Consider the following 22,990-nt stretch of genomic DNA (forward strand, 5'->3'; position numbering starts at 1 on the left):
AATGGTGAAAAATATTTTTTTAACGCACAAATGACGCTGCAAAAAAGCAAAACACTTTGGTACATCCCAAATTATAAGTAACTTAGTTAGATGATTAAGAATGAGCACTATTGATTTAGTTATTCTTTATGAGACCATTACATAAAAGTAAACTACGAGACTATGAAAATTTTTACATTATTCATTTCGCTATTTATAATTTCAACGCAAATAATTGCACAATGGGAAGAATCCAATTACGATATTAATTTTGAGAATGATTTTGGACCTTCAACACTAAATATTGACACCATTTCTAATCCTAATAATATTTGGCAAATTGGTCATCCACAAAAAACACTTTTTACAGACGCTTTTTCTGCGCCAAACGCAATTGTAACAGACACTCTAAATACATATCCTATTAATGACACATCTGTTTTTGTCATCACAAATGTTGCCGTCGGAATGGGTTTTGAATGGCCACATACTGTATCAATATCTGCTAAATACTTTGTAGATTCAGATACTTTGACTGACTATGGAAACTTTGAGTTTTCACCGGACAATGGAATTACCTGGGTTAATTTATTAGATGATACCGGTGCTTATGCATCATCAATTTATTGGAATGGGTACACACCAACCTTTACAGGAAACTCCAACGGATGGGAAACTTTCAAAGTGAATATTCAAGCCTTAGGCCCAATATTCAACATCACGTATGGCGATACTGTGTTGTACCGATTTACATTTATCAGTGATGGAGTTGAAACCAATAGAGATGGGTTAATGTTTGACAACTTCCAATTTTATGACTACGTAGAAGATTTGGATGAATATCAAAATGACAATTTTATTTCTATTTTTCCTAATCCTGCTAAAAATGAACTTTTTATAGAAATAGAAAAAGTTAGTTTTAATAAAGCCATTCAAATTACAAACTACCAAGGTCAACTTATTTATGACAATACCAACTTTGTAGGAAACTCAATAAATATTGAAAACTTTGAGAATGGAGTATATTTTTTAAGGTATTCAGATGATAAAGGATATTCTATAAAAAGATTTGTAGTGAAGAATTAAGGTTTAAAGCGTATTTAAAAATTGTTTAAATGCTATAATAGCTAACGAAAAAAGAAAATAATTCCAAATGAACCTTAAATCTCTAAAAATGTACTTCAAGAGGTAAACAATTAGATTATGCGCTATTTATTCATAACATTCTTTCTACTTCTCCTCTGCCCTATTGGTTTATCGCAAGATTCTCTGGTTAAAAATAATTATTTTAAATTGGAATCTTATCATCCATTAGGTCATGGATTTGAGCTTATTCTTGACAAAGGATATTATGGTTTGATAGATTCTAACGACAATATTGTTTGTAAACCAAAATATGATCGAATAAATCAATTTATTGGCGATTTTTCAATTGTGGAATTGGATGGAAAAATGGGATTGATTAACAAAAAAGGTCAACCAGTTACTCCAGTCAAATACGAAAGAATTCATCCATTTGAAAACAATGTTGCTTTTGCCTATTTCAATGAAAACCGAGTTTATGTTGACACAAATGGTAGAGTGTTTTCTTATAATGCTCCTGGTATAGGTTGGGATTTCAATGATGGCCTGCAACCCACTTATCGTTCTCCATGGATGGTTTATATTAACGAAAGTCATAGTATAATTCTTAACGATGGCTACAAACAAGCTTATCCTTTTGTAAATAATTATGCGATAGTTCAAAAGGATAGAAAGTTCCATATTATTGATACGCTGGGCACAATAACGAAGACTTTAAAGTACGAGTATGTTCATCAGATAAAAGATAGTTGTTATGCAATTGTGAATGATGGATCTAAAAATGGTCTGATAGATTTCAAAGGAAACGAAGTGATTCCATGTAAATATGATCAGGTTCTCATGGATACTAAAGGTATTATTTTGGTTTCGATTGGTAATAAATGGGGCGCATACGATTGGAATTTCAAAAAGATAATTCTTCCCGTTTTTGATAAAATTCGTTACGCAAAGACCGAACGTGGATATTCAGAATCACCAATTCCTGGTCATGACAAAGTGGTTGTTGAAATGAATAATAAAAAGGGAATAATTGATTATAGAGGAAAAACGATTAAAGCATGTGAATATGATGACATTCAATTCCATGATGACTTTTCAATAATCACGGTAAAACAAAATCCAAATAGAGATAATGGAATAAATGTATTTGAAAATAACTTTAAAGGCTATGAATTATCAGATAAAGATGGAAAACTATTAACCAAAAAGAAATTCGAATATCTTGTTCAATTAAATAGCAGATACTATGCTTTCAGTGAACTTTTAGGGAAATATGAACAATATGAATGGCAAAAAATCGGACTTGATAATATTAAACAAGACAATTCAATCTATTATACAAATCGATCTCTTTTCGACCTTCAGCAGAACAAGAAGATTCTTGGACAGTTCACCGATTTTCGATTGATTGGAGAAAATATTTTTGCCGTGAGAGATACAATTGCAAAACCCAGAGGAATGCTTACTAGGGAGAAGATAAAAGAATTTTATTCTAACAATCCACCTTTACCAAACGCCAATGAATGGAAGTTAATAGATAAACGTGGAAATCAAATTGCTATTCCAGACGGATTAATCATTGATGAACCTTATTATAATCACATTACTGTTAAAAAGAAAATTGAAGAATCAAAAGAATATCTTTATGGTTTAATTGATACGAATGGTATAGAAATAGTTCCTGTTCGATACGAAAAATTCATACAATTGGGGTTCAATTCTTATAAGGTGATGAAAAATGGATTATGGGGGATTTATTACTCATCAACTCAAATAGAAGTTCCTTGTCAATACGATGAAATCCTTAACCGTTTATACCAAAGTGGAATGTATCGCATAAGTCTAAACGGAAAGTGGGGTTACATTGATCCGCTTGGAAATATTGTAATTTCAATCATCCATGAAGAAAGTCAACAAACATTCACGAATGGAAAGTTGAGGGTTACTTTGGATAATGAGTTTTTTATGATTGATAAAAAAGGGGAGAGAATTGAGAATTGATCATTTTAAAAATGTGAGATCATTTGTTATTTCAGTACTGATGTTAAAGTTTAAATTAAGCAGGTTCTGCAATTATTACTTATAATTGTGACAAGATAAATAAAGACTATTACCTGAAATGTAAACTATCAGGATTATTAACAACTTTAAGAACGCTAAAAAACAATTAAAACTCAAATATCTAAAACTATGAAACTGATTTCAACACTCCTTTTAGCAGTTACTTTCCTAACACATTTTTTATACGGACAAGAGCAAAAGAACTTTGAAGAGAAACCTTACATTGAAGTAATTGGTTATGCTGAAAAGAAAATAATTCCTGATGAAATTTATGTTTCTATTACTATTCGCGAAAGGGAGTCAGGTCGTGATAAAATTTCTGTAGAACAACAAGAAAAGGAACTCAAACAAGCACTTACAGATTTGAAAATCCCTCTTGAAAATCTAACCGTATCAGACGCCCAAGCTGACTACATAAGAGTTAAATGGACAGTGAAAGATGTTATTTCTCAAAGTGAATATGAACTTAAACTAGCTTCAGCTCAGCAAGTAGCTTCCGTTTTTGAAAAGCTGGACGATTTAAAAATTGACAATGCTTATATCTCAAAAGTAAGTAATTCAAAAATCAAAGAATTCAAAAAAGAAGTCGAAATTGAAGCCATTCAAAATGCAAAATCTAAAGCAGATTATTTGTTGACGGCCATCGGACAAAAGACAGGAACAGCACTTATTATTAATGACAGAGGTTCAAATTCACCCGATTTTGCAAGTGAGTCCATTCAACTTCGAGGATCAAGAAGTTCAAACAATTACCTTTACGAAGAACCTAAGCAGGAGAAATACTTAGGAACAATTCAGTTTAGAAAAATCAAATTAGAATCAACGATTTACGTAAAGTTTGAGGTAAAATAAATGAATGAATTTTTTGAGGTTTATAGAATTGAAAAGTATTTGAATTTATAATAGCTAAAAGTTATTTTAATAATTTTTAAAAAAATAGAGCCATTTAATAACCAATAAAACATGAATAAACTAATTGTACTTACGTTTTTTGTCTCACTATTTATCGGAAGTTCCTTATCACAAGATGAACCTAATGGCTATTTTCAATTTCCAAAAAACACTTATGTTAAAACAGATTTTGATTTTAAACTTGATAATGTAAAAAAAGTAAAATGTGAGCAAATTCTCTATTATGGAGATTCACTAATAAGAAGAAGGATGGTATCAGAAACAAAATTTGATAAATCTGGAGACACCATAGAAAATACAATTTACAAGTGGGAACCTGAAACGCAAGTTTTGAACTACAAAATAAAAGGTAATAAACGACGCAATTATATTGATGGTAAACTTATATCTACATTAAAATACAATGAAAAAGGCTCAATAATCTATAAATCAATTCTGAATGGAAAGAATTTCACCCACTACATTAGAGATTCTAACGACAATATAATTGAAGAATTTACTACAGATAAATTGAACATTTTTTCAAAAAAAACTTATCATTATGTTTATCAGACTTTCAATGATAAAAACTTATTAACCAGTAGAACAAGAAAAAGAGATGAACAGATTGTTTTTAAGGCCATTTATGAATACAATGATCAAAATCAAATTGTGTTAATTGATTATCCAATACATAATTTTGGCACTCCACATAAAAAGTTTTTTCTTTACGACGAAAGAGGTAATCTCATCAGTAAATCTTTATTAAAATATTCAGAAAAAGATACTGTGGAAATTTATGCATACATCCATGATTATCATAAAGCATATTATGAAGTTACGCAAGGATACCAATCGAAAATCAGCAATGAATTGATTAATGGTTATTTTACAGCCTACGATTATAAAGGGAATTTATTAAAACATGCCGAAAATTGGTTTATTAGGGAATTCACTTATTACCCTGATAATAAATTAAAAACAACAAAGTATCACCACATAGTAAAGGGATATGTGACAAATAATTATTCTTATGAATACTTAGAAAATGGAAAACCTTTTATAGAAACAGATTTGCAAACAGGCAAAATCAGCAGATTGTGGTTTTATAAAGATGAAGGAGAAAAAGTGATTGAAAAAAAATATGAAAATGGTCTCTTAAAGGAAAAAACAAGCTACAATTATAACACAGATGATTATTTTATGGAAAAGAGAAAATATATTTTTGAAGAAAAAATAAATACCACTTTAGTTGAAAAATATGAATATACATTTTATAGGTAAGCGCTTTTGACTCGTGCTCTAATTCATAAATACCATCGCTTATTTATTCAATCATAAAAATTTTAAAAGGGTTTCATGAGCTTGCTTTGCTGCGGTTCACTCCTCTTTTTACTTTATCCTTCGTTAAAATTTTAAACCGTAACTATGGCTATGCTTGAAAATTTTGCCTTGTCTAAAGAAAAAATTTAAGCTAAATTTAAGCATCGCTATTTATGAGTTACAGCACTAGGAAAATAACCATGGCTTATTTTAATTTTTTTCATAAATTTGAATATCAATTAAATACTCATTAAAAATTTAGCTTTTGAAAAAGTTCTATTTATTTATATGTTTTGTTTTTCTCCTGTTTAACGCAAGAAGCCAATTCACTTATATTAATGTTAGCGGAGGTTATGAAGGACTTTCATTATATTCTAATGCTGGATCAACCCTGACGGGAGTGAAGTCTTTTACAGCATCAGTTTCTGCAATTAGTCGTTTTAAACGTCATTTTGGAGTTGGTTTTGAATTTTCATTACCAATAAGTCAAAACTTTGACTTTTCATTCAAAAATTCAGAAACAAGTAGCGGTGTTTTTTTTGAAAAAAAGGTTACAGATATTCTTATTAATGATGAATTTAACCGCTATTTTGCTTATCAATATAATTATAATGTTTCCTATCAAAGTATAATATCGTTGTTCGGAAGGATTTACTTTGATAGTTATTTGAATTTTTATACTGATGTAAATGTATCTAATTTAAAGGTTAGTGAAGCATTCACATTTGTTAGGCCTTATTATTCTTCTTATGGATCAGGTAACAATTTCATACCTGAAATTCCAGCAGAAAATATAAATTACACTGAAGAGTACAGCCTTATTTCACCGGGTTTAAGACTTGGTTTATCACCTCACATTACAGATCATTTATATCTCGATTTCAAAATAGGCGTAAACTTCATACTTTTTGATAAAGTTAGTTTTGAATACAGGGTTCCTTATGATTATGGCAATTATGATAATCTTCACCAATATGTGATATTTGAAAGTCAAGCGAGCGGATTAAAAACAATATTTTCTACAAGTCTAGGTATAGGTTTTTACTTTTAAATACTATTATGAAATACATTTTATCTTTTATACTCATCATTAGTTTTACTGGAGAATATTTCTCTCAATTTCGATATACTTTTGAAACTTTCCCTTCTAATGCTTCAGTAAAAATGAACAATGAAGAGATTTGTAAAACTCCTTGCGAATATGATTTCTACTGGAGGGAAGCCAAAAATAATCAATTGGTGTTTTCTGTTGAAAAAGAAGGTTTTTATCCTTGGAGCGATACGCTGACTAAGAAACCAAGAGATTTTGATTTCAGCTATAACAGTAAACTGAAAAGAATTTATCCAGAATTAAAGTTTGACACGCTTACTCCTTTGGTAATTTTCGATAAACTAATTGTGACCTTCAAAGACGGTCAGGAACTTGGAAGTTATAAAAACAGAACAGACAAAACAAAATCGATAAATTGGACTGGATCAACAAAAATTGGATCAGAAAAAGTTGAAGAACTCTTTTATGAAATTGCTAACAATGCAGGAATAAACACGCCAATTCATCAAGTTTCAAAGCTTTTTAATGATGAAAACAAAAGATTAAATCCTCGATTTATGGTAGGTGTTGAAATCATTGATTTGGATATAAAAATAATAAATGGGAAAGGATACTTTGACAACAATATTGTGATTGAATTCAATTGGAAAGTCAAAGATAGAGCGACAGATAAAATTGTATTAGATTATAAAAATACAGGAGAAATTGAAAGCAGAAGCAGATACTTTTCAATAAGTCAGGAAAATTATGCAGCGCTAGAAGATGCTACGGTTGATTTTGTGAGCAATGACGAATTTTATGAATTATTGAAAAGCACCAAACCTGAAAAAGAAATCGCTACTGTCTTAGACGAATTAACGATTGATTCTTTGGCGACAAATGAATTCTCAAGTTTTTCTGAAATGATAAAATATGCAAGTAAATCTTGTGTTACCATTGAAACAGAAAACGGACATGGAAGCGGATTTTTCATTGATAAATCTGGACTAATTATGACTTCCTATCATGTCATAGAAAATGCCAACAAACTAAAAATTCATTTAAAAAACGGAATGACTTTCGATGCTGAAGTGATTTCTAAAGATAAAGCCTTTGATGTTGCAATAATCAAAATTCCTGGGAGCGGATATCAACCTTTAAAGCTAAATAGTTTGCCTATTGAATTAGGACAAGATGTTTCAACAATCGGAACACCAACCGACATTGAGCTCGGTCAAAGTTTATCGAAAGGTGTGGTGAGTGGATTGAGAGAAATTGATGGAAAGGTTTTCAATCAACTCAATTTATCTGTGAGCCCAGGAAATAGTGGCGGACCATTACTCAATGAAAACGGAGAAGTAACTGGAATTATCTCATCAAAATTAATTGGTGAAGGAATAGAAGGAATTGCATTTGCTGTTCCTACGGAGAAGATTTTGGAGGTTTTGAGGATTGTATATTAATCAATTAGGAATTTTAAATTACGAATTACGAATTTTCAGGATGTTGATTTAGACGAAGTTCTTGTAAATTTTAATATTGAGAATTTTAAATAATGAAGTAATTCCTTCAACTAGATTACAAAAACTCAAACTAAATTCAAGGCAGAAGGCTATCAATTAATTTTATTTCATTTGAATCTGGTTGATACAACTTAAATACACCTGGAACATTATCCGGTCTCGTGAATTTCATAATACAATTACCTTTTAAAAACTCAGTTCTGGGTGAAATATCCACAATACTATCTACAAATAAAGTATTGTTTTCGGTGAAATAACATGGCTTCATTGATTCAGAATAAGAGCTTAAATAATAAGCTTCAAACATGTAATTTGTATCGGCTGTTGAATCTAAGTTGTTCGTAATCTTTTTCAATTCGAAAAGAATAAATTTATTCTCATGAGCCTCAGAATAGTATTTATTCTCAACTTTTGTCGGGCTGAATAAAATACCATATTCTAAATTGACCTTATCTTTATCCCAAATGACTTTATGAAGTGAATTTCGAAATTGAATTAAGCAAGTGGAATCCATAAATGTAATTTCCTTTTCAAAATCTATATACCCTGAAATGTTTGACTGCTTTAATTCATTTAAAACCACTTCCGTTTTATCTTTTTCAATTGAACATGAAAAAAAAGAAAAGCCAAAAATCAGTAGTAACCCTATTCTAATAATTAAACTCATATCATTTTAATATTTCTTATCTACATTCGTCCAGTAACAGTATAGCTCTTTGCGGATCATATTTCCAATACTTAACTTTACACGTTTTAACTTTTTCAATATTTGGATATAGCTCTCTAAAGTAGGGAGGTAGACTTTGCGTTTTATCGACTGTTTTCCCGTTTAAGTTAAATTCAAATCTTATACCTGAAAAATCAGAGTCTAAGCTAAAAGGATTAGAATTTATCAATTTTGTCACCTTTGCTTCTATTTCTAGAAAATCAATTTCTTCATCTTCTAATATAATAGGTCTCCATTCTATCACCTTGATCTTTTCGTAATTTTCTTTACTGTATAGTATCTCATACTTCTCTGTGTAAGTCAATCCATAGGGACTAAATGACGATGGAGCCATATACTCTTCTCCATTTACTTCGAAAGTAAAATCTGTGTAGTTTGGTCGACCCGTTTTAATACTGCTGACAGTTCCAATAGTTGAGATTCCAACTTTATCCCAGTCAGGCTCTGGATCAAAATAATTACTGAGTGATTCTGTAATGAAGTTAAAAGAAAAAGTAATTACAATAATCCAAAGTAAAATAAAAATAACTTTCCCAATATTTCGAGTTACTTTGGATGCCAAGATGCTTTTTATTCTGCTCATTATAAATAGTGTTCTGTAAAGATATAAGTTTTTGATTATGAGAATAACGGAATTCATAAGTTCTCACCCTTAATCCCTCTCCAAAAGAAGTAGACATCTACCGTTATCAAAGGCAGCTTTTCTACAATTAATTTGATAAATATTAAATTTCATAAACAAACTTAAAAACAAATTCTCTCTTAAAACAAAGATCCTAACAGTGCATTTCCTATAGGTATCAGGAGCAATGAGGCGCTATTGAATAGATTAGAATTCTCTAACTAACATTCATCTATTTTAAAAAAAATAACAATCAAAAAAAGCGTTCCCCAATCGAGAAACGCTTTTCTAAAAATATTTAAATATCTTCTATTTATTGCTTTACAATTTTGAATAATTTCTGTGATGTTTCATCATAAATACGAAGTGTATAGATTCCTTTATTAAGGTGATCGATTACTAAATTCGCATTACTTGAGTTTTTGAATACATCATTTTCAACCAATACTATTCTTCCATTCATATCTAACATTTCAACTTTTAATGAAGTTGTATTAGAAGAATTTTGAATTGTTAAAATACTTGAAGCTGGATTTGGGTAAACCGAAACATCAATCATTGATTCTGTGTTTATAGCTAGATAATCACAAGTTCCATCAACTGTAATGGTGTACGTTGCTGTATCTGCTGGACAATTACTAGAGGTATAAATAATATAACTAAACTCATAATCACCAGGAATTGAAGAAAGTGCTACTACTCCAGAAACTGGTGTATTCGTAAAATCAAACCAATTTCCTGCTGTACCTAAACTACTTAATGTATCAAAATCTATTTGCTCGTTCATACAAACAGTAAGAGAAGAGTCAACACCTGCATCATTTGAAGCGTTAATTGTTAAATCCAAAGTTACAATTGAGTCACAACCATTTACTGCTCCTGCTAAAATTGTAAAAGTTGCGTTGTTATTTGATGCAGTATAAATCGTTCCATCAATCCAAGTATAACTTCCACAAGCTGCCTGAACATCTGTTCCTGTTGCAACGTTGTTAATCGTTAAATCTAATGTTACAATTGAGTCACATCCATTTGCCGCTCCTCCAACTATTGTGTGCATTGCATTTGTGTTTGATGAAGTGTAAGTCATTCCATCAATCCAAGTATAACTTCCACATGCAGTTTGAAAATCTGTTCCAGTTACCGAATTATTGATTGTCAAATTAATTGTAATAACTGAATCGCAACCCGCAGCATTCAAGATAGTATCCATATAAGATCCGCTTGCAGTATACGTATCATTCCCACTTGGAACTGTGTAACTTCCACAATCCGATACTGAGATTGTAGATACTGAATTACAAAGCGTTGCACAAACTGCATCTTCAAATCCAGGACTTCCCAATACAGTTATTCCGTTTACTACAACAGAAGAGGAAGTAATTGAAGCATACCAATTTACTGGGTCAGTGTTATCTGAACTTGGGTCACAAAAAACAATGGAAGCCCCATTTCCATTTGCCTCTGCACCCGCCCAAGGAATAGTGTTATAATAATACACACTATCAATAGTTTGCGCTCCTCCAACTGTTGCAAGAACGATGGCTTCTCCTCCATTCGACAATGCTCCACTGTTCCATTCTATTGCAGTAGAATATCCATATACGTTTTGAATTGCCGAAGCATTTTTAGCTACAACAAGATAATCGCCTGGATTCATAATAACCGCACCAAATGTATGTGAAACACCTTGCGTAAAAGACCAACCGGTAAGATCAACTGCAACAACATCGTTGTTATAGAGTTCAATAAACTCCAAAGAATCCGTTCCTGCTTCTGGTGGATTATACATAATTTCTGTAATCACAATGTCTTGAGCATTTACTAGACTTGTAAAAGCGAGCATTAATGCTGCTAGGATAAAAAAGTAAAATTGTTTCATCTTATAAATAAGGTTGTAGTGTTTCAGTCATTTTAGAAAAAACACAAAGTATAACTTATAAGGAACAAACATAAGGTGAAAAGTTTGATTTAGTAAATTATTGGGGCTAAAATGGATGTTCTGAAGGTTTAAATCGGAAATTGGCGTTATCTGTCTAACAGTATAGCGCGTGGCTTGCTAAAAGGAACGCTGATGAAAGCATTTGAACGCCCATTCATCTACTTCCAAAAATCAACAACCAAAAAAAGCGCTCCCCAACCGAGAAGCGCTTTTCTAAAAATATTTAAATGTCTGCTATTTATTGCTTCACAATTTTGAATAATTTCTGTGATGTTTCATCATAAATACGAAGTGTATAGATTCCTTTATTAAGGTGATCGATTACTAAATTCGCATTACTTGAGTTTTTGAATACCTCATTTTCAACCAATACAACTCTTCCATTCATGTCTAACATTTCAACTTTTAATGAAGTTGTATTAGAAGAGTTTTGAATTGTTAAAATACTTGAAGCTGGATTTGGGTAAACCGAAACATCAATCATTGATTCTGTGTTTATAGCTAGATAATCACAAGTTCCATCAACTGTAATGGTGTAATTTGCAGTATCTGCTGGACAATTACTAGATGTATAAACGATATAACTAAACTCATAATCTCCTGCAATTGAAGAAAGTGTTACTACTCCAGAAACTGGGGTATTCGTAAAATCTAACCACGTTCCTGCTGTTCCTAAACTACTTAAAGTGTCAAAATCTATTGGCTCATTCATACAAACAGTAAGAGAAGAGTCAACACCCGCATCATTTGAAGCGTTAATTGTTAAATCTAAAGTCACAATTGAATCACATCCGTTTGCTGCTCCACCAACTATTGTGTGCATTGCAGTTGTGTTTGATGAAGTGTAAGTCATTCCATCAATCCACATATAAGTTCCACAAGCAACTTGCGTGTCAGTTCCTGTTGTTGAATTATTGATTGTTAAATCTAAAGTTACAATTGAATCACATCCGTTTGCTGCTCCACCAACTATTGTGTGCATTGCAGTTGTGTTTGATGAAGTGTAAGTCATTCCATCAATCCACATATAAGTTCCACAAGCAACTTGCGTGTCAGTTCCTGTTGTTGAATTATTGATTGTCAAATCTAAAGTCACAATTGAATCACACCCGTTTGCTGCTCCACCAACTATTGTGTGCATTGCAGTTGTGTTTGATGAAGTGTAAGTCATTCCATCAATCCACATATAACTTCCACAAGCAACTTGCGCGTCAGTTCCTGTTGTTGAATTGTTGATTGTTAAATCTAAAGTTACAATTGAATCACATCCGTTTGCTGCTCCACCAACTATTGTGTGCATTGCAGTTGTGTTTGATGAAGTGTAAGTCATTCCATCAATCCACATATAACTTCCACAAGCAACTTGCGTGTCTGTTCCAGTTGTTGAATTGTTGATTGTTAAATCTAAAGTTACAATTGAATCACATCCGTTTGCTGCTCCTCCTGTAATTGTATGCGTAGCTGTAGTATTTGATGAAGTGTAAGTCGTTCCATCAATCCACATATAAGTTCCACATGCTGTTTGAACATCTGTTCCTGTAGCAACTGGATTAATTGTTAAATCTAAAGTTACAATTGAATCGCATCCGTTTGCTGCTCCTCCTGTAATTGTATGCGTAGCTGTAGTATTTGATGAAATATAAGTCGTTCCATCAATCCAAGTATAACTTCCACATGCAGATTGAACATCTGTTCCTGTTGCATTAGCATTAATTGTTAAATCAATAGTAATTATAGAGTCGCATCCTGCTGCATTTGGAATAGTGTCCAAGTAAATTCCGCTCGTTGTATATGTTTCATCACCACTTGGAACAGTATAAGTACCACAAGAAGTTTCTAAAATTGATGATGAGGAATTACAAAGTGAAGCACAAACAGCATCAGCTGCTCCAGGACTAGCTAAAAGAAGTTTTCCATTAACAGTCACACCCGTCGATGTTGTAGATGCAAACCAATTTGTTGGGTCATTATTATCCGAATTTGGATCACATAACACAAGGCTAGCTCCGCCACCATCTGGTTGTCCAGCAGCTGAACCGCTCGGCCAGAATCCACTATCATCATAATCAACTATATCAATAGTAAAACCTCCGGCATCTAAGAGAACAATGTCCTCACCACCGTTAGATAAACCTCCTCCTGTCCATTCAATTGCAGTTGAATATCCAAATACATTCTGCATTGCCGCGGCATCAACTGCAACAACAAGATATTCTCCTGGATTCATCGTAACTGCTCCAAAAGTATGTGTTACACCTTGTGTAAAATACCAGCCGGTTAAATCTACTGCAACAACGTCGTTGTTATAGAGTTCAATAAATTCCAATGTATCTACTCCTGACTCAGGTGGGTTATACATTATTTCAGTAATCACAATGTTTTGTGCAGTTGTCACACTTGAAAAAGTGATCATTAATGCAGTTAGCATAAAAAAGTAAAATTTCTTCATCTTGTTTAATAGGTTTTTTTATTTCCACAGTTTCGTGAGAAATATTTAGTAATTTTTTCGTGCCGCGAATGTAAGGTGAATAACTTAGAATTCAATATTAGCTACATTATTAAATCATTAACTGCCTGAAAGCTGCAAACAATAACGTATTGTAAGTCAATAAATTAACAGATATAATGATTCGTTACTGGTTGTCACAAAACTAATATATACAGGAAGTAGAAGTGACATTAAGTTTGGTATTGTATTTTTATTGAACAAAAGTCTTCTCTCTTAATTCCTCTCTCCCGAAGCTTCATTCAGGATAGGAAACATCTACAATTATCAAAAGGAAGCTTTCAGGAATAAATTATGCAAATAATTTATTCAATCAATAAGCTCAAAATCAAACCCTTATTTTTCCATCAAGCACAATGAAACGCTGATGAAAGCATTTGAACTCTCAAACTTTCATTCAACTACTTCCAAAAATCAACAACCAAAAAAAGCGTTTCCCAATCGAGAAACGCTTTTCTAAAAACAATTATTTTCTTCTATTTATTGCTTCACAATTTTGAATAACTTCTGTGATGTTTCATCAGAAATACGAAGTGTATAGATTCCTTTATTAAGGTGATCGATTACTAAATTAGCTTTACTTGAGTTATTGAAAACATCATTTTCAACCAATACTATTCTTCCATTCATATCTAACATTTCAACTTTTAATGAAGTTGTATTACAAGAGTTTTGAATTGTTAAAATGCTTGAAGCTGGATTTGGGTAAACCGAAACATCAATCATTGATTCTGTGTTTACACTCAAATAATCACAAGTTCCATCAACTGTAATGGTGTACGTTGCTGTATCTGCTGGACAATTATTAGATGTATAAATGATATATCTAAACTCATAATCTCCTGCAATTGAAGAAAGTGTTACTACTCCAGAAACTGCGGTATTCGTAAAATCTAACCACGTTCCTGCTGTTCCTAAACTACTTAAAGTGTCAAAATCTATTGGCTCATTCATACAAACAGTAAGAGAAGAGTCAACACCCGCATCATTCAATGAGTTGATTGTTAAATCTAAAGTTACAATTGAATCACATCCGTTTGCTGCTCCTGCTACAATAGTAAAAGTTGCGGTATTATTTGATGAAGTATAAGTCATTCCATCAATCCAAGTATAACTTCCACATGCAGTTTGAACATCTGTTCCTGTCGTTGGATTGTTGATTGTTAAATCTAATGTTACAATTGAATCACATCCGTTTGCTGCTCCTCCAACTATTGTGTGCATTGCAGTTGTGTTTGATGAAGTATAAGTCATTCCATCAATCCAAGTATAACTTCCACAAGCTGATTGAATATCCGTTCCAGTTGCTCCGTTGATTATTGTTAAATCTAATGTTACAATTGAGTCACATCCATTTGCTGCTCCTCCTGTAATTGTATGATTTGCTGTGTTATTTGATGTAGTATAAGCTATTCCATCAATCCAAATATAACTTGCACAAGCTGTCTGAACATCTGTTCCAGTGGCAACAGGTTTGATTGTTAAATCTAATGTTACAATTGAATCGCAACCATTTGCCGCACCTCCTGTAACCGTATGAGTTGCTGTGTTATTTGATGAATTATAAGCTATTCCATCAATCCAAGTATAGCTTCCACATGCAGTTTGTACATCTGTTCCTGTTGTTGAATTAATGATCGTTAGATTAATTGTAATCACGGAATCACAACCAGCAGCATTTACGATAGTATCCATATATGATCCACTCATAGTATAAGATTCATCTCCACTTGGCACAGTAAAATTATCGCAACCCGTTTCTGTGATTGTAGCAGCAGTATTACAAAGTGTTCCACAAAAATCATCTGCAAATCCAGGGCTCCCAAGCGCAATTATTCCGTTAATTAAAACGGAGGAAGAAGTTGTTGAAGGATACCAATTTACTGGGTCAGTATTATCTGAACTTGGATCACACAGTACAAGTGATGCTCCGCCACCATCGGCTTCATTTCCTGACCATGCAGCGTTATCGTCAAAATCTACGACATCAATTGTTTGTGCTCCACCAGCAGTAGCAAGTGCAATATCTTCTCCTCCATTTGCCAATACTCCACCGTTCCATTGAATAGCTCCTGTATATCCATATACACTTTGAAATGCAGAATAATTTCTCACTAGAACAATATATTCACCTGGAATCATCGTTCTTGAACCAAATGTATGTGTAATTCCATCCGTAAACGTCCAGCCTGTAATATCTACTGCAACAACATCGTTGTTATAAATCTCAATAAATTCCAATGAATCAGATCCTGACTCTGGTGGGTTATACATAATTTCTGTAATGACTATGTCTTGCGCAGTTGTTACACTTGAAAAAGTAATTAGCAATGCGGTTAACATAAAAATGTTAAATTTCTTCATCTTGTTTAGGCGTTTTAAATTTATTTCCACAGTTTCGTGAGAAATATTAAGTAAGTTTTTTTGTGCCGCGAATGTAACGGGATAAACTTGGAATTAAGCATTCGTGACATTACCAAATTGTTAACTAACTAAATATTCAGAAGATTAAATCGTTAAAAGTCAATAGATTATTAAAGATATTAAATCCATTATTTGATGGCACTACTCCTTTATGAAGATACTTTTCAATTTTAAACAACGAGCACAACAGAGCATCCCGCATAGCCATCGGAAGTAGCTCAGCGTTGTTTAATAATTAATTGAATTTATATAAACTTGATGAAAAGGTTATGTTTTTCTAATTGTTAATGATAAAATATCTTCCGGTAGCCAGCGGATTGTTAACGCGATGATGGATCATGATTCAATTCCCATAACAGCAACCATAGGAGCATTAAAATAAATACTTACTTTAGGGAAAAAAATAAAACGTATGAAAAAGATACTACTTACTTCAATACTAATTATATTTCATTTACATATTAATGCACAAGACGGAAATTTAGACACTTCATTTGATCCTGATATTATTTTAAATTCTGTTGTAAATACCAGCGCAATTCAAGATGATGGTAAAATTATACTGGGAGGGCATTTTGAATCTATCAGCAGTTCCGGGAAAAATAGAATTGTTCGACTTAATTTAGATGGTACTGTAGATAATTCATTTAATATTGGCGGCGGATTCGATAATATCGTAAGAGCAATTTCTATACAAGAAGATGGGAAAATACTTGTAGGTGGAGAATTTTCTTCATACAACGGTTCTAATGTATATCGAATTGCAAGACTCAACATTAATGGCACCTTGGATACTTCATTTAATGCTGGAATTTTAGATGGTACTATTCATTGTATATTGATATTAGAAAATGGTAAAATAGTTGTCGGAGGTAATTTCTTAGAATTGAATGCTAATATTGTCAATCACATTGCACGCTTGAACGCCGATGGTAGTATCGACCAGACTTTTAACTCAGGAAGTGGTTTTGATACTAACACCAATAACGTAATGAGTTTTTCTATCCAAACTGATGGTAAAATCATTGTGGGTGGAAATTTCTCTTCTTATAATGGTTCAAATGTTAATAGAATTGCTCGTCTTAATGCAGATGGTAGCTTAGATCCAAATTTTATTTCAGGTGCGGGATTTAATTCCGTTGTTCGAACAACTTCTATTCAAAACGATGGAAAGATATTGGTAGGAGGAGCATTTAGCTACTATAATAACTTTAGAAATGAAAAAATAATTCGATTAAATATAGATGGTAGTATTGATACTAGTTTCAATTTAGGAGAAGGTTTTGATAATGATGTTTGGACAATCTCAATTCAAAATGATTATAAAATTATTGTTGGAGGTGATTTCAGTGAATTCAGTAATACTGGCATAAAAAACATAGCACGGTTAAATTCTGACGGAGTTTTGGACAATAGTTTTAATTCCGTCTTTATTTTAGGAGGTTCCATTAGAACTACTCAAATTCAAAATGATGGAAAAATAATTATTGGAGGTGAATTCCATCTTAATAACGGAGTCGAGCGCAATCGTATTGCTCGATTAAATTCCACTACTTTGGGAACGTCAAACATAAACCTAGAAGCTCAAGTTAAACTATATCCAAATCCAACAACCGAAAAGATAATGTTTAATGTTCCACAAGAATTAATTGGTAAAACCTTAACAATTACCAATACTTCTGGACAAATAATGAAGCAAAAAACAATAACCCAGTCAGACTTTAGCATTGATTTTGGTAGTTACATAAATGGTGTTTATTTTCTGAATACCAATTCTGGGAGAATAATCAAGAAAATAATAAAACAGTAGGAAAATAAATTTCACAAAAGCTTTGAAATTAAAAAACTGGAGAAACTTAAAATGCTGCGCTCGTTGTTTTTAAAAAGAAAAGCCTTCCGAAATCAATCGAAAGGCTTTTAAAATTATCAAAACAATTATCAATTGTTAATTATCAATTGTCAATTCCTTCACTCCCATATTATAAAGCGTAAATCCAAATATATCAGCATACTGATCTAGTGTTTTACTAATTGGAGTTCCTGCACCGTGACCAGCGTTAACTTCAATTCTGATCAACATTGGTGCATCCCCAGCGTTTTTCTTTTGTAATTCCGCTGCGAATTTATAAGAATGTGCTGGCACTACTCTATCATCGTGATCTCCTGTTGTGATCATTGTTGCTGGATAGGAAACTCCTTCTTTCACATTGTGAACTGGAGAATAACCCAACAAGTAATCTAACATTTCTGGAGAATCTTCTGATGTTCCGTAATCATAAGCCCAACCCGCTCCTGAAGTAAATGTATGGTAACGAATCATGTCTAAAACTCCAACTGCTGGCAAAGCTACTTTCGCTAAACCTGGCTCTTGTGTCATTGTTGCTCCAACTAATAAACCTCCATTTGATCCACCGCGAATTGCAAGAAAATCAGATGTTGTATATTTTTCATCAATTAAGTAATGAGCTGCAGAAATGAAATCGTCAAATACATTTTGCTTTTTCATTTTGATTCCTGCGTTGTGCCATTCTTTACCATATTCTCCACCTCCACGAAGGTTTGGAACTGCATAAATCCCCCCGTTTTCCATCCAAACAATGTTTGCTACAGAAAATGCAGGAGTAAGACTTACGTTAAATCCACCGTATCCATAAAGAATCGTTGGATTTTTACCGTCCTTTTTTAATCCTTTTTTGTGTGTAATAATCATCGGAACTTTCGTTCCGTCTTTTGAAGCGTAGAAAATTTGTTCTGAAACATAATCTTCTGGATTGTAATCAATTTCTGGTTTCCAGTAATCTGCTGATTCACCTGATTCAGGATTAAATTCAAAAATGCTTGAAGGAGTTACGTAATTTGTGAAAGAATAATACAAAACTTCGTCTTCTTCTTTTCCACCAAATCCACCAGCTGTACCAATTCCTGGAAGTTCGATTGAACGAATTAATTTTCCATTGTAATCATATTGTTTTACTTCAGAAATTGCATCTACCATATATTGAGCGAAGAAATATCCAGCTCCTTTAGAAATAGAAAGTACATTTTTTGTTTCTGGAATAACATCTATCCACTTGTCAGTTGTTGGATTAGCAAAAGTTGCTTTTACCAATCTTTTATTTGGCGCATTTAAGTTTGTTGAAATGTAGAAAGTTTCATCTTTCGTCGTTACAACGCCAGCATCTTGATCGTAACCTGATACTATTGTCTTGATTTCCGCATTTTCTTTCGTTAAATCTAAAACGCTCAATTCATTTCCTGAAGTTGATACAGATCCAGAAATGAATAAGTATTTTCCATCTTTAGAAACGCTTCCTCCAACATATCTTCTTTTCTCTTCTGCTGAAGCTCCATAAATTACTTTGTCCTCTTTTTGAGTTGTTCCTAATTTATGGTAGTACAATTTGTGTTGATCTGTTTTCGCAGACAATTCACTTCCTTTTGGCTTGTCATAACTACTGTAGAAGAAACCATCGTTGTTTTTCCAAGAAAGTCCAGAGAATTTAACGTCGATTAAAGTATCCTCTAAAATCTCCATTTTCAAAGCATCCATAATGATTACTTTTCTCCAGTCACTTCCACCTTCAGAAATAGCATAAGCTGCTAAAGATCCATCTTCCGTAAATGATAAATCACCTAAAGATGTTGTTCCGTCTTCTGAAAATGTATTTGGATCTAGAAATACTTCTTCTTTTCCAGCGCTGTCTTTTCTGTAAACAACATATTGATTTTGTAAACCATCATTCTTATAATAGTAAACATAATCTCCCTTTTTCGTTGGAGCAGAAACTTTTTCGTAGTTCCACAATTCCGACAAACGATCTTTCAATTGCTTGCGATAAGGAATCTCACTCAAGTAATCAAAAGTCACTTTATTTTGCGCCTTTACCCAAGAAGCAGTTTCATCACTCATGTCATCCTCTAACCAACGGTATGGATCTGCAATTACTTTATCAAAAATTGTATCAGCGTCACTGCGCTGCTCCGTTTCTGGATAAGTCAAACTTGTTTTCATTTCTTCTTTTTCTTGATTACCTTGATTACATCCGATGAGCAAACTACCAAGGATAGGTATAACTAATAGTTTTTTAAACATAATTCTCTCTTTTTTGAATTAGGCAAAGATAAGGAAAATCTAGGTATTCGAAGACCACTAGTTGGTTTAGGGGAAATAGGGATGACGGAACGCGGATAACGCGGATGCAAGCAACGCGGATTAAGGCGGATTTTTAATAGAATACGATTCAATATCTATTTTTCACAATTACTTCGCAGGATTCGAATTAGCGTTATCGTACAAGCTAAAAGTTAGCTTTAGTAATAAGTTTGTAAATTTATAATATTAAAGAGATTACATTAAAAATACCAGAAGATAAGTTTGACTTTTTTATGGAAGTTTTTAATCAATTGGGATTGGAGGTTTCCGATGATGATTTTGTAATTCCTGAATGGCAGAAAGAGGTTGTTCTAGAGAGAGTTAAAAAGAACAAAAAGGAAGATTTAATTCCGTGGGAAGAAGCTCGAAAGCAATTTAAATTTAAAAGCTAACTTCAAAAATAGCCTTCAAATTCCAGTGCCTTCGGCAAGCTCAGTCACCGGAGCGTTACCTCGTTGACTGAGCCTATCGAAGGCAACAATCATTAAAGACAAATTTCTTAGAACATCCTTTCATTTAATTAACAAAAGCAACCAAAAAAGGGTCAACCTATCGATTAACCCTATATATTTTAAAACACAATAATTTAAAAATGGAAAAGGACGGTTGCAAACCGTCCCTGCGTATTCCATTTTAAATTATTGTTTTGCGTGGATTTTGTTCCATCCCAAATTCGTAATTCGTAATTTCTAATTAAATAATTTTTCATCCACCAAATTCGGAACCGTAACCTTCAACAACGGCTCCATTTCCATAGCTCTTTTAATAGCAAAAGTAGCTCCTTCGTTCCTAGCCCAGTTTCTTCTTGCGATTCCGTTATTCACATCCCAATGCAACATCATTTTCAGGCGTCTATCCGCGTCTGCTGTACCATCGAGTAACATTCCGAAACCTCCGTTGATTACTTCTCCCCAACCTACTCCACCACCATTGTGAATAGAAACCCAAGTTGCACCACGGAATGAATCCCCGATTACGTTTTGAATTGCCATGTCAGCAGTGAATTGTGAACCATCGTAAATGTTAGAAGTTTCTCTGTATGGAGAATCTGTTCCTGAAACATCATGGTGATCTCTTCCTAAAACAATTGGTCCAATTTCTCCTCTTTCAACGGCTTTGTTGAATGCTTCAGCGATTTTCATTCTTCCCAATGCATCTGCATATAAGATTCTCGCTTGTGAACCAACAACTAATTTATTTTCTTGCGCGCCTTTTATCCATTGGATATTGTCGGCCATTTGTTGCTGAATTTCAACTGGACTATCTTTCTGTAATTCTTCTAAAACTTGACAAGCGATTTCGTCAGTTTTCAATAAATCTGCTGGATCGTTCGAAGCACAAACCCAACGGAATGGTCCAAATCCATAATCGAAACACATGGGACCCATTATGTCCTGCACATAAGATGAATATTTGAAATCAATTCCGTTTTCTGCCATGATATCTGCTCCGGCTCTGGATGCTTCTAATAAAAATGCATTTCCGTAATCGAAGAAATAGGTTCCTTTGGCTGTGTGTTTATTTACAGCATCAGCATGACGAACCAATGTTTTCTGAATTTCTATTTTAAATTGTGCTGGATCTTCAGCCATCATCTTATTCGATTCTTCTAAACTGAATCCAACAGGGTAATATCCTCCCGCCCATGGATTATGCAATGAAGTTTGGTCAGATCCTAAGTCAATTTTAACATTGGCCTCATCGAATTTCTCCCAAACGTCAACTATATTTCCTTGATAAGCGATGGAAACAACTTCCTTATTCGCTTTGGCAACTTTAACTCGGGTAACTAATTCATCCAAATCAGAAATCACCTCATCTACCCAACCTTGAGAATGACGAGTAGTTGTAGCTTTTTCGTTTATTTCTCCACAAACGGTTATACAACCAGCGATATTTCCAGCTTTTGGTTGCGCTCCTGACATTCCACCTAATCCAGAGGTCACGAACAATTTACCAGCTAAATCTTCTCCGTCAACTGCGATTTTTCTTCCTGCGTTTAATACAGTAATCGTTGTTCCATGTACAATTCCTTGCGGTCCGATGTACATAAAAGAACCTGCTGTCATTTGTCCGTATTGCGTTACGCCCAATGCATTGAATTTCTCCCAATCATCCGGTTTCGAATAATTTGGAATCATCATTCCATTGGTTACCACAACACGCGGTGCATCTTTATGCGATGGAAAAAGTCCCATCGGATGTCCAGAATACATCGCTAAAGTTTGCATATCTGTCATTTCAGACAAGTACTTCATCGTTAAACGGTATTGTGCCCAGTTTTGGAACACCGCACCATTTCCTCCATACGTAATTAATTCATGCGGATGCTGTGCTACTGCGTAATCCAAGTTATTATGGATCATCAACATTATTGCTTTTGCTTGGTCACATTTCCCAGGATATTCTTTAATATCTCTGGCGTGTAACTTATAATTTGGACGGAAACGGTACATATAAATTCTACCGTAAGTCTTTAATTCCGCTTTAAATTCAGGCAACAGTTCTGCATGTTGTTCTGAGGGAAAATAACGCAAAGCATTTTTCAACGCTAATTTCTCTTCCACTTCGGAAAGAATATGTTTTCTTTTTGGAGCATGATTTACAGATGAATCATACGGTTGAGCAGGAGGAAGTACTGATGGGATTCCTTCCTGAATGTCTTTTTGAATATCTTCTAAAACCATGTATTTTTGTTTTAATTATATTATTTAATAACCAATTCGAAC

Annotated in this window: 15 protein-coding genes; 8 read left to right on the forward strand and 7 right to left on the reverse strand. The window is 33.2% G+C overall.

The features are described 5' to 3' along the window. Positions 1-162 precede the first annotated feature (162 nt). The 6 genes from ERX46_RS07065 (at position 163) to ERX46_RS07090 (ending at position 7,830) form a co-directional block, all read left to right on the forward strand. Positions 163-1,065: a T9SS type A sorting domain-containing protein gene (locus ERX46_RS07065; protein WP_130093138.1), complete on the forward strand. Its 903-nt coding sequence runs from the start codon at positions 163-165 to the stop codon at positions 1,063-1,065. Between the two features lie 117 nt (positions 1,066-1,182). After that, positions 1,183-3,063, forward strand: coding sequence for a WG repeat-containing protein (locus ERX46_RS07070; protein WP_130093139.1), 1,881 nt, complete (start codon positions 1,183-1,185; stop codon positions 3,061-3,063). Positions 3,064-3,252: 189 nt separating this feature from the next. Beyond that, positions 3,253-3,975 (forward strand): SIMPL domain-containing protein, encoded by a 723-nt coding sequence (locus tag ERX46_RS07075; RefSeq protein WP_130093140.1) that lies wholly within the window; start codon positions 3,253-3,255, stop codon positions 3,973-3,975. A gap of 111 nt (positions 3,976-4,086) precedes the next feature. Then, positions 4,087-5,298 (forward strand): hypothetical protein, encoded by a 1,212-nt coding sequence (locus ERX46_RS07080; RefSeq protein WP_130093141.1) that lies wholly within the window; start codon positions 4,087-4,089, stop codon positions 5,296-5,298. Between the two features lie 304 nt (positions 5,299-5,602). Beyond that, entirely contained in the window at positions 5,603-6,388 is a 786-nt protein-coding gene (locus tag ERX46_RS07085) for a hypothetical protein (protein WP_130093142.1), read from the forward strand. Positions 6,389-6,396: 8 nt separating this feature from the next. Beyond that, a complete protein-coding gene (locus ERX46_RS07090) occupies positions 6,397-7,830 on the forward strand; it encodes a trypsin-like peptidase domain-containing protein (RefSeq protein ID WP_130093143.1) in 1,434 nt (477 codons plus the stop codon). 136 nt (positions 7,831-7,966) lie between these two features. On the opposite strand, the gene ERX46_RS07095 is transcribed toward ERX46_RS07090, so the two are convergent. The 5 genes from ERX46_RS07095 to ERX46_RS07115 all read right to left on the reverse strand — a co-directional run bounded on the left by ERX46_RS07095 (position 7,967) and on the right by ERX46_RS07115 (position 16,048). Then, positions 7,967-8,557 (reverse strand): hypothetical protein, encoded by a 591-nt coding sequence (locus tag ERX46_RS07095; RefSeq protein ID WP_130093144.1) that lies wholly within the window; start codon positions 8,555-8,557, stop codon positions 7,967-7,969. 16 nt (positions 8,558-8,573) lie between these two features. Next, complete coding sequence (locus ERX46_RS07100) at positions 8,574-9,200, reverse strand: hypothetical protein (protein ID WP_130093145.1); 627 nt, start codon at positions 9,198-9,200, stop codon at positions 8,574-8,576. 352 nt (positions 9,201-9,552) lie between these two features. Continuing rightward, the gene (locus ERX46_RS07105) at positions 9,553-11,118 is read right to left on the reverse strand and encodes a lamin tail domain-containing protein (RefSeq protein ID WP_130093146.1); all 1,566 of its coding nucleotides are present in this window, start codon (positions 11,116-11,118) and stop codon (positions 9,553-9,555) included. Between the two features lie 298 nt (positions 11,119-11,416). Then, positions 11,417-13,627, reverse strand: coding sequence for a lamin tail domain-containing protein (locus ERX46_RS07110; RefSeq protein WP_130093147.1), 2,211 nt, complete (start codon positions 13,625-13,627; stop codon positions 11,417-11,419). Positions 13,628-14,164: 537 nt separating this feature from the next. Continuing rightward, the gene (locus tag ERX46_RS07115) at positions 14,165-16,048 is read right to left on the reverse strand and encodes a lamin tail domain-containing protein (RefSeq protein ID WP_130093148.1); all 1,884 of its coding nucleotides are present in this window, start codon (positions 16,046-16,048) and stop codon (positions 14,165-14,167) included. A 472-nt stretch (positions 16,049-16,520) separates the two neighbouring features. Here ERX46_RS07115 and ERX46_RS07120 point away from each other — a divergent pair, with 472 nt between their 5' ends. After that, on the forward strand, positions 16,521-17,918 hold the full coding sequence (locus tag ERX46_RS07120) for a T9SS type A sorting domain-containing protein (RefSeq protein WP_130093149.1): 1,398 nt from the start codon (positions 16,521-16,523) through the stop codon (positions 17,916-17,918). Positions 17,919-18,053: 135 nt separating this feature from the next. Here ERX46_RS07120 and ERX46_RS07125 read toward each other — a convergent pair whose 3' ends face one another. Further along, positions 18,054-20,201, reverse strand: a complete 2,148-nt coding sequence (locus ERX46_RS07125; protein WP_130093150.1) for a prolyl oligopeptidase family serine peptidase — start codon at positions 20,199-20,201, stop codon at positions 18,054-18,056. 293 nt (positions 20,202-20,494) lie between these two features. On the opposite strand from ERX46_RS07125, the gene ERX46_RS07130 reads away from it, so the two are divergent. Beyond that, positions 20,495-20,653 carry a hypothetical protein gene (locus ERX46_RS07130; RefSeq protein WP_207214130.1) on the forward strand — a complete coding sequence of 53 codons (159 nt, stop codon included), beginning with the start codon at positions 20,495-20,497 and terminating at the stop codon, positions 20,651-20,653. Positions 20,654-20,950: 297 nt separating this feature from the next. Here ERX46_RS07130 and ERX46_RS07135 read toward each other — a convergent pair whose 3' ends face one another. Further along, complete coding sequence (locus tag ERX46_RS07135; protein ID WP_130093152.1) at positions 20,951-22,948, reverse strand: urocanate hydratase; 1,998 nt, start codon at positions 22,946-22,948, stop codon at positions 20,951-20,953. Positions 22,949-22,990 lie beyond the last annotated feature (42 nt).

Source organism: Brumimicrobium glaciale (assembly GCF_004152935.1).
GTDB lineage: Bacteria > Bacteroidota > Bacteroidia > Flavobacteriales_D > Crocinitomicaceae > Brumimicrobium > Brumimicrobium glaciale.